Genomic DNA, 12749 nt, shown 5'->3' with positions numbered 1-12749 from the left:
GACGGGCGCTCGCCCATGGGGGGAAACATCAGGGGGCGCATCGCCTCCGAGGCGCGGCGCACGCCGCTCGCACGCCGCCTGGCCCTGGCCGCCGGGGGGCGCCGGGGCCTGCGGATGCCGGCCCGAGGCCGTCGGGGCCTGCGCAGGCTGGCCGGGGGACGCAGAGGACTGCTCACGGCGCTGACGCTCGCGTCGTACCCGGCCCTGCTCGCGGCGGCCGTCTGGCCGTTGCCCGCGACCTTCGCGGTGCTGGCGCCGCTGTCGTACGCCGCGGAGGCGGCGCTGCCGGGCCGGGCGGCGGCGGCGCTGAGCCGGGCCCATCTGGGCGCGACGGTCCGCTTCCTCGCGCGGGAGACCGCCGCCGTGGTGCTGCTGGCGCGGCTGGCGCCGGGACGGCCGTGGTGGTACGCCGCGCTGGCGACGGGGCTGTTCCTGTTCCACGGCGTGCGGGCCGCGCAGACCTGGCTCGCCTGCCGGCTCGACCGCGTCCACCACCAGATGCCGGTGGTGACGCGCAACATCCGTCTGGCCGCGCCGCCGATCCCGCCCGCGCCGCCCCGCGCGCTGCTCGCCTGGCGCGGCACCCGCCCGCTCTACCTCGACGCGCTGGCGATCGTGCCGGCGGCGGCCCTCACGCCGTCCGGCCTCGGCTGGGCGGGCGCCGCGGGCGCCGCCGCGGCCGTGGCGCTGGAGGCCGTCGTCACCGCCGCGCTGCTGGTCCACACCCGGCGGGCCGCCCACCTGGGCGACCGGCGGCGCGTCCTGTCGGCCGTGGACGAGTGGGTCGCCGCCTACCGGCCCGAGATCGTCATGTACTTCTCCGGCCCGGCCACAGCCGCCTACCAGGCCACGATGTGGCTGGGCACGCTGGAGCGGATCAGGCCGAGGACGCTGGTGGTCCTGCGCGAGCGGTCGCTCGCCGCGGCCCTCGGCCCGACGACGCTGCCGGTGGTGTGCATCCCCTCGTCGGTGGACCTCATGAACTTCCGCGCGCTGGACGGCGTCCGGGTCGCGCTGTTTCCCGCCAACGTCGGCAACAACATCCACATGCTGCGGGTGCCGGGCGTCCGCAGCGTGTTCATCGGCCACGGCGACAGCGACAAGGAGGCGTCGTTCAATCCGTACACGAAGGTGTACGACGAGGTCTGGGTGGCCGGGCCCGCCGGGCGCGACCGTTACCTGCGCGCCCAGGTGGGCGTGCGGGACGAGGCCGTCGAGGAGGTGGGCCGCCCGCAGCTCGCCGGGATCCGGCGCACCGGCCCGTACGCCGAGGGCACGGCGCCGTACCGGACCGTCCTGTACGCGCCGACGTGGGAGGGGTGGAGCGACGACGTGTTCCACAGCTCGCTCGACGCGATGGGGCCCGCGATCGTGCGCGCGCTGCTGGAGCAGCCGGTGCGGGTGATCTACAAGCCCCACCCGCTGACCGGCCACCGCTCCCCGGCGGCCCGGACGGCCCACCGGCGGATCATGGCGCTGCTGGGCGAGCGGACCGGTATCCCCCACGTGGCCGTGACCGGCCGGGAGCCGTCGCTGTACGACTGCTTCAACGAGGCCGACGTGCTGATCTCCGACATCTCCAGCGTGGTTTCGGACTTCGTCGCCAGCGGCAAGCCGTACGTCGTGACGAACGTGGCCGCCCTGCCGGGGGACCGCTTCCGCGAGCGCTACCCGGCCGCCGGGGCGGCCTATCTGCTCGGCCCCGGCCTTGCGGAGCTGCCGGGCATCCTGCGCCGCCTGGACGCCCCGGGAGAGGACGAGATGGCCGGCGCCCGCCGCGCCCTGCGGGGTTATCTGCTCGGCCCCGACCATCCGGACCCGCTGGCCCGCTTCGAGGAGGCCGTACGGCGGGCCGCCGCCCGCGCCGGGGAACGCGCCCGCTTCCTCGGCCTCGAAGCCCTCGCCCCCTCCGTGCGCGACTGAGATACTGGCGATGCCAACTCAGCGTATCGACGCGGACACGAAGGGATGCGAACCCATGGTCGCGACCTCACGCAAGACCCATGGCCCCGGTCTGGCACGCATACCGGATCAGCCGCTGCCCGGCACTCCTCGTGAGCTCTTCGATTCGCTGCCCCCACTTCCGGGTCTGCGGACCGAGATCATCGACGGGAGACTGATAGTGAGCCCCGTGGGCACCCCCGAACACGCCCGAGCGGCCATGCGGCTGTTCCGAGCGTTCATCCCCCTCATGGACGAGCGCGGATGGGAGGGCTTCAGCGGCAACGTGGACGTGTGCATCGACGGCAGCCGGGATCCGCTCGAACCGGACTTCGTCATCGCACCGTTCGACTGCCCGCGCTGGGGAGAACGAGAGCTGTTCTCTTCCGGGCTGATGCTGGTGGCCGAGGTGGTGTCGAAGGGGAGCGCGGAGGACGACCGGGGCAAGAAGCCGGCGATCTACGCCAAGGGTGGGGTCCCGGTGTTCCTGCTCGTGGATCCGCTGACGACGCCGGCGTCGGTCACGGTCTACAGCGACCCGAAGGAGGGGCAGTACCAGGTGACCTCGACGGTGCCGTTCGGGCGGGAGATCCTCGTCCCCCACCCGATCGGCTGCACGCTGGACACCTCAGTCTTCGAAAAGGTCGTCTAGGCTCGCCCGTTCCGGCTTGGGACGGGGCTTGCTGAGCTTCGGGGGGCTGGTCAGGAAGCCGGTCCCCCACGAGACGTGCATGGCCGCGTACACCACCGGGAGGCGTAGGAGCGCGGCGGGCGGCAGGTGGCGGCCGGTGAGGACCGAGCCCGCGACGATCGCCGCGAGATAGCCCCCGGGGATGAGCAGGCCGGGCCAGAACACGGGCGAGGCCACCAGGCCCAGCGCCATCGCCGCGACGGCGGCGGGCGGGGCGAGATAACGCAGGTTGATCGTGCCCTGGTGGGTGCGGGAGACGACCCGCCGCCAGCGGCCGTAGTGGAAGTACTGCTTGGCCAGGGCGCGCACGTTGGGCCGGGGACGGTAGGTGACGCGCATCCTCGGCTGGAACCACACCAGCCCGCCGGTCTCCCGGATGCGGTGGTTCATCTCCCAGTCCTGCGCGCGCTGGAAGTGCTCGTCGTAGCCGCCCACCCGGTCGAGCGCGCTGCGGCGGAAGACGCCCAGGTAGACGGTGTCGGCCGGGCCGGCCTCCCCGCCCGTGTGGAACCGGGCGTTGCCCACGCCGATCTTCGAGGTCATGGCGCAGGCGACCGCCTGCTCGAACGGCGTGATCCCCTCGGCGGCCATGATGCCGCCGACGTTGTCGGCGCCGGTCTGCTCCAGCGTCTCGACCGCCGTACGGAGGTAGTCGCGGGGCAGGATCGCGTGCCCGTCCACCCGCGCGATGATCGGGTTGCGGGACGCGGCGATCGCGGCGTTCAGCGCGTTGGGCGTGCGGCCGGTGGGGTTCGGCACGACGACGACGCGGCGATCCTCGGCCGCGATGGCGTCGGCCACCTCCTGGGTGCGGTCGTGGGACGGGCCCACGCTGATGACGACCTCAAGCGGGCCCTCGTAGTCCTGTTCGAGGACCTGCCGTACGGCGTCGCGCAGGTGCCGCTCCTCGTTCAGCACCGGCATGATCACCGATACCGGCGGCCAGGTCCGCGCGGGATTCTGGCTCGACTGTCGCGAGTCGGGAAAGGGCTTCATGGCGGCGCTCACGCTACTGTACGGAGGGGTGGAGACGGCAACCGGAGGACGGGAATGCCCGGCGAGGATCAGGAGGACTCCGGCGTCCGTATCGGGGGCGACGGGTACGGCGGAGTGCGGCTGACGACCCAGCGCGCCCGCCGTCGTGGGAGCAACCTCCGATCCCTGGTCATCTCGGGCGCGCTCTCCGGGATCGTGCTGGTCGGCTCGGGTGTGCTGTGGACGGTGCCCAACTTCGCCTCCGGCCGCATCCAGTCCGTGGACGCGGGCACGAGCGAGTCGTCACGGGGCGCGAAGAACATCCTGCTCGTCGGCGTGGACAAGCGTGACGACCTGAGCAGGCGCCAGCAGGTCCAGCTCCACCTCGGCCGCGACGTCGGCGAGCGTACCGACACGATGATGGTGCTCCACCTGTCGGAGGACCACAGCAGGGTCACCGTCGTCAGCCTGCCGAGGGACACCTGGACGACGATCCCCGGCAAGGGCGACCACAAGATCAACGCGGCGTACCAGTTCGGCGGGCCGAAGCTGACCGTCAAGACGGTGGAGCAGGTGACCGGGCTGCGCATCAACAACTACGTCGAGGTGAACGTGCTCGGGTTCATCGGCGTGGTGGAGTCGCTCGGCGGCGTCACCGTCTGCACGCCGGTGGCCATCGACGACCCCAAGACGAAGCTCGACCTGCGACCGGGGACGTACACCCTGGACGGGGTCAACGCGCTCGCGTACGCCCGCACCAGGGCCACGGCCCGGTCCGACCTCGACCGCATCGACCGGCAGCAGCAGGTCATCTCGGCGCTGCTCGACAAGGCGCTGAGCGGCGGCACACTCGCCAACCCGGCCAAGCTCGCGGGGTTCCTCGACTCCACGTTCAGGACGATCACGGTGGACCCCGCCCTGCAGAAGGATCTGCTCGGCATGGTCAGCCAGTTCAGGGACGTCTCGACCGACGACGTGTCGTTCGCGACCGTGCCGCTGGCCGACGTGAACTATCGCTCGCCCACGGGCGAGTCGGCGGTGCTGTGGGACAAGCCGGCCGCCCGTGAGCTGTTCCGGCGACTCGACGCCGACCAGCCCCTCGTGGAGCCGCCGGCGAAGGCGTCCGCGTCCGCGCAGCCGTCGGCGTCTCCCTCGGGCAGCCCTTCGGCCAGCGCATCGCCGGGGGCGCTCACCATCCCGCCCGCGCGGATCTCGGTCAAGGTGCTCAACGGCACGCTCGTCACCGGCCTCGGCGCGGCCACGAAGACCAAGCTCGTCGAGGCGGGATTCTTGGTGCCGTCGGCCCCCGGCGACACGGCCCGGCGCGACTTCGCGAACACGGTCGTCCGCTACCCGTCCGGCCGCGAGGACTCGGCCCGTACGGTGGCCGCCGCCATCCCGGGCGCCGAACTGCGCGAGCAGCCGGACGTGACCGGCATCGAGGTGGTCGTGGGCCAGAAGAACCACGACGTGAAGAAGGTGACCGTGACCGCGGCCCCCACGGCGTCCGCCACGGGTTCCCCCGCCTCCGCGCCCATGGCGACCCCCTCGGCCCGCACCGCGACCCAGAACATCTGCAAGAAGTAACCCCCGGGCAGGTCACCCGGCACGAGGCGCCTCCCCCAGCCGGGCCACTGAGGGACAACTGAGAAACCGTTCAGTAGTGACGCTGTCTCAGTTAGCATCAGTGCATGGAACCGGAGGCGCTGCCTTCCGTTTCCGCCCGCCCAGCAGCGCGAAGTGATGATCGCGCGAGGCCAGATCGACTGGTCCGCCGAGGGATCCGGCGCCGGGCTCGACGACCTGAGCGCTGTGGAAGTCGCCCGTCTCCGTGATCTGCTGGTGACGGCCGGCCGCGATCACATCGCCGAACTGTCCGACCGTGCGATGCTCGAATCACTGCGGCTCGTCGCTCCGGACGGTGGTGTCACAAACGCCGGCGTTCTCCTGCTGGCCGACGAACGAGTGTTGCGCACCGTCGTGCCGAGCTACGGGTACTCGTATCAGTTCCGCCCGACCCTGGGTAGCGAGGCGACGGGTAGGGCCAGAGGGACCAAGCCTCTGCTCGCCGCGATCGACGCCATGGCGGAGGCGGTCGCCACGCGCCGGGAGATCCACCCACTGACCATCTCCGGTGGCGTACAACTCCAACTCACCGATTATCCGCAGGACGCCGTACGCGAACTGATCGTCAACGCGTTCGTCCACCGGTCGTTCGAGACCGGCGGCACGGTGGACATCGAGCACTCTCCCGAACGGCTCGTCATCACGAGCCCGGGCGGGCTGGTCGCGGGGGTCACGCCGGACAACATCCTCACGCATCCCTCGACGCCTCGTAACCGGCTCCTGACCGAGGCGATCTCCACACTGCAACTCGCCGAGCGCACCGGGCAGGGCATCGACCGGGCCTACCGGGAGATGCTTCGCGTGGGTAAGGAACCCCCGGCCATCGAGGACAACGGCACCTTCGTACGCGCGACACTTCCGGGCGGCATCGGAAACGACGCCTTCGTCCGATTCGTCGGGGAGTTGCCGGCGAAGGCAGGGCGCGACGTCAACGTTCTGCTGACGCTGTCGCATCTGCGCGGCACCAGCATGGTCGACGCGCTCCGGCTCGCCGCCGTCATCCAGCGCCCTCCGGCGGAAGCCCAGGAAGTGCTCTCGCGCATGGCGGAGGAGTTCGCCCTGCTGGAGCCGACCAGACGCACGGTCAGGAAACCGTTCCCCACCTATCGCCTGCGGGCCGAAACGGTGGCCGCGATGCCGCGGGCGGTCGCCTACCGACGCCGGGGCGTGGACGGCACGGACCAGAAAGTGATCGAGCACGTTCGCGAGTACGGCTTCGTGACGAACCGCACCATCCAGCGCCTCTTCGATATCCAGGTGTACGCCGCGCGCGACATGCTCGGCGACCTGCGCGCACGCCAGATCCTGGAGAAGATCGGGGACGCGCGTGGCGGCACCGGAGTCAGATACGGGCCGGGCCCCGCTTTCCCGCACTGAGCGCGGGACGCCGTAGCAGGCCAGGATCTCCTGGCCTTGGAGCCGAGCGAACCTGCCACGGCCGGGCGGACAGACGGTGGTCAGGCCGTCCAGCCCAGGAACGCCTCGCCGGCCGAGACGCCGCCCAGCCACAGGCCGATACCGAGGAACGGCACCATCAGGCCCCAGGCGGATCGCCTGTACACGGCCCAGCCTGCCGTGCCGACCAGCCCCGCCCACACCACGAGAAGAACGACGATCGCCCAGAGCGGGGCGACCAGCCCGCTCGCCAAGTAGAACGGCAACGTGCACAACTGACCGGCCAGTCCCAGCCAACTGACCACTCGGGATACCACCGCCACCTCCGGCCACCGGACGCTGTCGCGACTCGCTCACCGTACCGGTGATGCGCGCAACGGTCGACGCCACCAGGGGAACCGTGCCGGGGCAGCGCCCGGCCCTGACCCCGCCCGGCGGGGCCTTGGGTGACGGTGAGCAGGCGTTCGGCCTCAGCCGCGCATACTCTCGTCGCTCAGCTCGTCCAGCGGGGTCAGCGCGGCTGAAGCCTCGTCGTGATCCATCCCGGTCGCCTCGAGCAGGTCGACGGCGATGGAGCGCAGTTGCGCGATGGTGACGTTCGCCGAGAAGCCCAGGTTTTTGGGTCGCTCCCGTGCGGCGACGGCGAGCAACGCCTGCCTGGCCATCATCGGTTCGCGCCCAGCCCCCAGTTCGAGCTGGAGCAGCAGCGCCGCCTCCGAGACTTCGCGCAGCGACTCGGCCAGCGCGACCGGTGGCGGGCTGGACTCCCCCATCGCCGCGAGCGTGCGGCGGACCAGTACCCGTGCGTTGCGCAGCGCCAAATCGACCGGTACGGCGGCGGTCTTGTACCTGGCCAGTCTGGCCCGGTGATGCCAGCGCAGCGGCGAGATCCTGATGATCTCGTTGCTGTTCTCCAGCGCCGCCGCGAACTCCCCGACCGCGGTCTGGGTCCTGCGACCGCACTCCAGTGCCTCGGCGGCCAGGTCCATATCGCCCTTTTCGATCGCCTCCGCCGCCTGTTCCAGCACGGTGGACAAGGCGTCGAGCACGCCGGACAGATGTTTGCCCGCGATGGTGAGCGGGCTGGCGGGCAGCAGTGCGACTGCGGCGATGCCGATGATGCCGCCAGTGAGCGCGTCGGCCATCCGGTCCAGCCCGCCGGCGTCCTCGCCCGGCACCAGCATGGTGACCAGCACCGCGGACGACCCGGCCTGCGACACGAACAGCTCGCCGCTGTTCAGCAGCGCCGCGACGGCCATCGCCAGCGCGATCACAAGCGCCAACTGCCAGGGGCCCGAGCCGATCCAGGACACCAGCACGTCGCCGATGCCCACGCCCAGACTGACGCCGATCACCAGCTCGGCCACCCTGCGCAGCCGCTGCCCGAGCCCCACACCCACGCAGATCATCACAGAGATGGGCGCGAAGAGGGGGTGGGCGTGGCCGAGCAGATGAACGGCGACGACCCAGGCCAGCGCGGCGCCCAGGGCACACTGCGCGATAGAGGGCACAATCAGGCCGAACGTGCCCAGACGTCTCCTCACCTGATCACCGAGCCACGTTCGCACTCCTCCACGATGCCGGATCTTTATGACATTGGGATCACATTTGCCCCGAATTCCTCCGATTCGAACCATTCGGCGAAGGCCGGGGCGACCACTGGCAATCCCCTCGAGTGGCCGAGGAACGCGGCTGGCTCTAGCGCGGCTGTGATGTCCGGGCCGTTGACACGCCCTACGGGCGCTGGGCATCGAGTAGCGAGGGCAGTGCCTCGAGGACGATTCTGTAGAGGTGTTCTTCGGCCTCTTCGTCCAGCACAGGACGCTCGCCCGTCTCGTCGACGACGACGATGGGCAGATCCTCGCGCCGGGCGGTCGCCTACCGACACCGGGGTGTGGACGGAACGGACCAGAAAGTCATCGATCACGTTCGCGAATACGGCTTCGTGACGAACCGCACCCTGCAGCGCCTCTTCGACATCCAGGTGTACGCCGCGCGCGACATGCTCGACGACCTGCGCGCACGCCGGATCCTGGAGAAGATCGGAGACGCGCGGGGCGGCACCGGGGTCAGATACGGGCCGGGGCCCGCTTTCCCCCGCTGAGTGATCGCAGTTCGTCAGCCGGCGCATCCTCCGACGACGTGGCCGGGCTGGGGTGGCCGGGTGTCCGCGCGGGGCTGCGGATCACGAAGAGGGCGAACCGGACCAGCAGCGGCGCGAGCAGCGCCATCATGAAAAGCCTGAGGCTCTGCACGCCGGAGATCAGGGACACGTCGGCGTCGGTGACGACGGCGGTGGTCATCACGGCGTTGATCCCGCCGGGCGTGGTGGCCAGATAGGCGTCGGAGAACGGGATGTCCAGGACCCGCGCCAGTCCCGCCGCCAGCACGGCGCATCCCCCGCTCACCACCGCCGTCAGGGCGAGGAGCATCGGCAGCAGCGACCGCACCCGGCGCAGCGTGTGCCGGGTGAAACGCAGGCCCACGTCGAGGCCGACCAGGGTGAACAGGACCGTTCTCAGCGCGCCCGCCGGGGCGTACGCCGGCGGCGCGTCCACCGGGACGATCTCCGTCAGCGTGCCGGTCAGGGTGACCAGCGCCGTGCCCAGAGCGGTGAGGAGCATCGGGCCGAGCAACGCCGGGCACGGCAGCCGCGTCCTCGTGCCCAGGAACACGCCGAGGACCGCTATGACCACCAGCACCAGGAGCCCCGCCCCTTGATGGTCGCCCGTGACGAGCCGTCCCCACTCACGGGCGGTGACCGGCGCCTCTCGCGCGCTCGTTCCTCCGGTCATCCAGTCGATGACAACGGGAGCGGTGGCCGCGACCAGGCCGACCCGTAAGTACTGCATGAACGCGACGAGCCGGGTGTCCGCGCCGAGGTCCTCGGCGGAGGCGACCACGGCGGTGGAACCTCCCGCCACCATGCCCAGGGTCGCGCTCGCCCGGTCGACTCCGGCGCGGCGGGCGAGGATCGCCGCCGCGCCGACGCCCATGACGACGGCGGCTCCCGTGACGGTGGTGAGCGGCATCACGGCACCCGCGGACTCCGCCAGGGCGTGCGGGTTCAGGTGCGTGCCCAGCAGGACCCCGAGGAGCGCCTGGGCCACCCGGTGCGCCCACCTCGGCGCCTTGTCGGGCATCACCCCGGCGAGGGCCAGGCAGAGGCCCAGCGCCATCGGCACGAGCAGGTGCGGCGCGGGGATCCGCTGCCCCACCAGTTCGGCCGCGAGGCCTCCCGCCGCGAGCGCGGCCGGCCAGCGGAGCGCCCGTACGAGACGCGGAAAGTGCCGGGCCGTACGGCTCACGCCCGGGGAGCCCGTGGAGAACGCGCCGGTCGCCGGACAGGGCAGGTCACGAGAGCCGTCTGTCCGGATTGGAATGGATTGAGAACCGCTGAGCACCCTCAACGATGCGGCATCGCGGGCAAAGCCACCGTATGACCCGGCAATGCTCCGGTGTGGATTGCCCGTTCTTATCGTCGTCACCGGGGGCCACGAGGCGGCCGGGACCGGTGGGAACGCCACGGCCCCGCGAACGATCGTTCACGACCCGGCGCACGTGCTGAGCGCCGTCAGCCGACGCCGTACATCTCGTCCAGGCCGACCAGGCGGAGGCTCTCGTCAAACGCGGCCGCGGCTCGCAACTCCCCCGTGAACCCCCCCGCACCGCCGTAGCAGGCCAGGGTCGTGGCGCTCGTGTCGTACCCCTTGGCGGCGAGGAGGTCGCGGGCGCGGGCCAGTCGCGCCACGTGGTGACGGCTCATCGTCTCACCCCACTTGACCTCTCCCAGGGACAGCAGCCTGCCCGCCCGGCCTCCGTCGGGAGGAGAGAAGACAGCCACGTCGATCTCTATCTGCGTACGGTTCTCCGGATCGTTCACGACGCCCGCGCCGACCGTGGCGGGGAAGCCGCCGTAAACCTCCTCGTCGGCGTCCTGGGCGAAGGCGCGGCACAGGGCCTCGAAGTGGGGGCCCACGATCTGGGCCAGGAAGGTCTCGCGCACCGAACCCCACACCGTCTCCCCGCGGTACGCCTCCAGTTCGGGCCACCTGCGGCGCATCACCCCCTCGTAGAAGGTGATCAGAGGCTCCACGATGCGGTACCGGAGACGGCCCGGGCGGAAGACGTCCGGCTCACGGGTGACCAGCGCACAGTCTTCCAAGACGTTGAGAGGGTGCGTGATCTGATCGGACCTGCGTCCGATGAAGCTCGCGATACCGCCGTTCGTGGTGTTGCCGCTGGCGATCGCCGCCAGCACGGAGTGATAGAGCGCCGGATCTCGGATGTCCGACTCCTCCGCGAGCAGATAGCGGGCCTCGCGAAAGAGGGGTTTCTGCGGGTTCAGGACGCTTCTGATGACCCAGGAGTCGAAGTCGTCCAGGCCGGCGGGAGCGTCCCCCTGCGTGAACTCGTACCGGTAGGCGGGAGTGCCTCCGACGATCGAGTGGACCAGTACGGCCAGACGCGGGTCCGTGAGGTCCCAGAACCGCGCGGCGTCCCGGTAGCCGAAGGGCTGGACGACCAGTTCGAGCCCGGCTCGTCCCCGCAGTGGCGCCTGCCCGGCGAGCAGGCCGCCCATCACCGCCATGGCCGACCCGCAGAGGACCAGGCGCGCGGAACTGTCCCGGCCGCTGCCGCCGGGGCCGAGTTCGCGCTGAATGATCGACGGCAGGCTCGGAGTCACCCTGGACAGGAACGGGAACTCGTCCACGACCACCAGAGTCGGCCGGTCGCCGCGCGACCTGCGGAAAAGCTCGGCGACCGCGTCGTTCCAGTCGCGGAACGGCTGATCGAGCGCCTCACGCGTGTGCCGTACCAGCGCGTCCGCGAAGAGCCGGAGCGACTCCGCCTCCGTGGCCTCGGTGGCGGCGAAGTACATGCCTCCGGTCTCCTCGGCCAGCGCCTGCAGGAGATAGCTCTTGCCCTGTCGGCGGCGTCCGCTGACGATCCCGAGCGTGGCTCCGCGCCCCGCCTGCGCTTCCGCCGACGCGAAGGAGGCGAGTCCCTGCCATTCCCGCACCCGGTCGAAGACCCGCTCCGGCTTCGGAACCACTCCTGCCTCCACTCTCGGTGATTACAGAAGTATAGTTCCCGGAACCATGGCTCTGTGCGCGCCGTCAGGTGGGGAGAACGTAGCCTCCCACGGAGGGCGGGATCACGAAGGAGTCGATCCGCTTCAGCTTGTGCGTCGCGCGGTTCAGCCGATACCAGGTGTGGAGCCTGCGCTCCTCGCCGCCGACCCGGCGGTCGGAGCGGGTCAGGACGTCGATGTGGCCGGCCTTGTCCCAGCGCGTCCGCAGCGGGCTCTCCCCCGTACGGAGCCGGATGGGGATCGTGCTCTTCTTCCCGGTGGCGAGGTTGCGGGTGACGACCATGTTCCGGACGGTCTTACCGGTCTTCGTCCACTTGGTGCCGGCCACGGTGACGCCGTCGGGGCCGAGGTCGCCGCGCATGTAGACCGATCGCCGCAGCTTCACCGACCACGTGCCGGTCGCGTAGAGCACCGCCGTACGGTTGTTGCCCGCCATCATCCGTCTGCCGTCGGGGCTGAAGTCCCAGGCCTGGTATCCCCTGGGCAGCGTGAAGACCTTCCCGGTGGCGGTGTCGGCGACCCGGTCGACCTCCCGTTCGGAGGCGTCGACGCCGAGCATGCTGACGTACCGCCCGCCCGGAGAAAGGGTCAGCGCGTTCATCTGGAGATCGTCCGGCCACGTCACCTTGGGGATCTCGCGCGCCCGGCCGGGGGCGGCCGTCCAGATCGTGAGCACGCCGTCCTTGCCGCTGAAATACGCCGCCTGGGCGCCGTCCTGGGAGACCGCGACCACGGCGGCGGCCACGTACTCGCCGTCGCCCACCGTCCTGCGCGCGTCCGGGAGCGGGACGACGCGGCCGTTGCTCAGCCACAGCTTCAACGGGCCGCACGCGTGCCGGCCGCCGTCGCTCTGGAGGCAGGAGCTGAGCCCGGCATAGTGGATCACCGGCTTGGCCGCCGCTGCCTCGGCATGGGGAGTGATCGTGAGGGGGGCGGCGGTCACGACCGCGGCCAGGAGCACCCGGTACGGCATTCCGGCATCTTCGCACACCGTCACGGATGTTCGGGGGCAGACGGCAAGAGATC

The 12749-nt window shown here is 71.0% G+C and carries 11 protein-coding genes; 5 read left to right on the top strand and 6 right to left on the bottom strand.

Annotated elements, in window-relative coordinates; genetic code table 11:
* Positions 1–15: 15 nt before the first annotated feature.
* Together OG344_RS15110 and OG344_RS15105 are read left to right on the top strand one after the other, a co-directional pair.
* Positions 16–1923 (top strand): CDP-glycerol glycerophosphotransferase family protein, encoded by a 1908-nt coding sequence (locus OG344_RS15110; protein WP_405088752.1) that lies wholly within the window; start codon positions 16–18, stop codon positions 1921–1923.
* Positions 1924–1933: 10 nt separating this feature from the next.
* Entirely contained in the window at positions 1934–2593 is a 660-nt protein-coding gene (locus OG344_RS15105) for a Uma2 family endonuclease (protein WP_405088751.1), read from the top strand.
* Here the strand turns inward: OG344_RS15105 and OG344_RS15100 are convergent.
* Positions 2570–3628: a glycosyltransferase family 2 protein gene (locus OG344_RS15100; protein WP_405088750.1), complete on the bottom strand. Its 1059-nt coding sequence runs from the start codon at positions 3626–3628 to the stop codon at positions 2570–2572. The two genes, OG344_RS15105 and OG344_RS15100, sit on opposite strands and share 24 nt — an antisense overlap.
* Positions 3629–3682: 54 nt before the next feature.
* On the opposite strand from OG344_RS15100, the gene OG344_RS15095 reads away from it, so the two are divergent.
* Together OG344_RS15095 and OG344_RS15090 are read left to right on the top strand one after the other, a co-directional pair.
* Positions 3683–5194, top strand: coding sequence for an LCP family protein (locus OG344_RS15095; RefSeq protein ID WP_405088749.1), 1512 nt, complete (start codon positions 3683–3685; stop codon positions 5192–5194).
* A gap of 156 nt (positions 5195–5350) precedes the next feature.
* Positions 5351–6610, top strand: coding sequence for an ATP-binding protein (locus tag OG344_RS15090; protein WP_405088748.1), 1260 nt, complete (start codon positions 5351–5353; stop codon positions 6608–6610).
* Between the two features lie 80 nt (positions 6611–6690).
* Here the strand turns inward: OG344_RS15090 and OG344_RS15085 are convergent, their stop codons facing one another.
* Both OG344_RS15085 and OG344_RS15080 read right to left on the bottom strand, forming a co-directional pair.
* Positions 6691–6933, bottom strand: coding sequence for a hypothetical protein (locus OG344_RS15085; RefSeq protein WP_405088747.1), 243 nt, complete (start codon positions 6931–6933; stop codon positions 6691–6693).
* Positions 6934–7098: 165 nt separating this feature from the next.
* Complete coding sequence (locus OG344_RS15080) at positions 7099–8196, bottom strand: FUSC family protein (protein WP_405088746.1); 1098 nt, start codon at positions 8194–8196, stop codon at positions 7099–7101.
* Between the two features lie 377 nt (positions 8197–8573).
* Here OG344_RS15080 and OG344_RS15075 point away from each other — a divergent pair, with 377 nt between their 5' ends.
* Positions 8574–8732: a hypothetical protein gene (locus OG344_RS15075; RefSeq protein WP_405088745.1), complete on the top strand. Its 159-nt coding sequence runs from the start codon at positions 8574–8576 to the stop codon at positions 8730–8732.
* On the opposite strand, the gene OG344_RS15070 is transcribed toward OG344_RS15075, so the two are convergent.
* The 3 genes from OG344_RS15070 to OG344_RS15060 form a co-directional block, all read right to left on the bottom strand.
* Entirely contained in the window at positions 8698–9936 is a 1239-nt protein-coding gene (locus OG344_RS15070; RefSeq protein WP_405088744.1) for an AbrB family transcriptional regulator, read from the bottom strand. The two genes, OG344_RS15075 and OG344_RS15070, sit on opposite strands and share 35 nt — an antisense overlap.
* A gap of 266 nt (positions 9937–10202) precedes the next feature.
* Positions 10203–11684, bottom strand: a complete 1482-nt coding sequence (locus tag OG344_RS15065) for an ATP-binding protein (RefSeq protein WP_405088743.1) — start codon at positions 11682–11684, stop codon at positions 10203–10205.
* A 64-nt stretch (positions 11685–11748) separates the two neighbouring features.
* Complete coding sequence (locus OG344_RS15060) at positions 11749–12696, bottom strand: hypothetical protein (RefSeq protein WP_405088742.1); 948 nt, start codon at positions 12694–12696, stop codon at positions 11749–11751.
* Positions 12697–12749: the final 53 nt, after the last annotated feature.

The sequence above is a fragment of the Microbispora sp. NBC_01389 genome (assembly GCF_045040095.1).
GTDB lineage: Bacteria > Actinomycetota > Actinomycetes > Streptosporangiales > Streptosporangiaceae > Microbispora.
This window is presented reverse-complemented; position numbering and strand designations above follow the sequence as displayed.

Coding starts and splice junctions, on each gene's coding strand:
- OG344_RS15110 (WP_405088752.1), top strand. CDS start 16: ATGGGGGGAAACATCAGGGGGCGCATCGCCTCCGAGGCGCGGCGCACG.
- OG344_RS15105 (WP_405088751.1), top strand. CDS start 1,934: ATGCCAACTCAGCGTATCGACGCGGACACGAAGGGATGCGAACCCATG.
- OG344_RS15100 (WP_405088750.1), bottom strand. CDS start 3,628: ATGAAGCCCTTTCCCGACTCGCGACAGTCGAGCCAGAATCCCGCGCGG.
- OG344_RS15095 (WP_405088749.1), top strand. CDS start 3,683: ATGCCCGGCGAGGATCAGGAGGACTCCGGCGTCCGTATCGGGGGCGAC.
- OG344_RS15090 (WP_405088748.1), top strand. CDS start 5,351: ATGATCGCGCGAGGCCAGATCGACTGGTCCGCCGAGGGATCCGGCGCC.
- OG344_RS15060 (WP_405088742.1), bottom strand. CDS start 12,696: ATGCCGTACCGGGTGCTCCTGGCCGCGGTCGTGACCGCCGCCCCCCTC.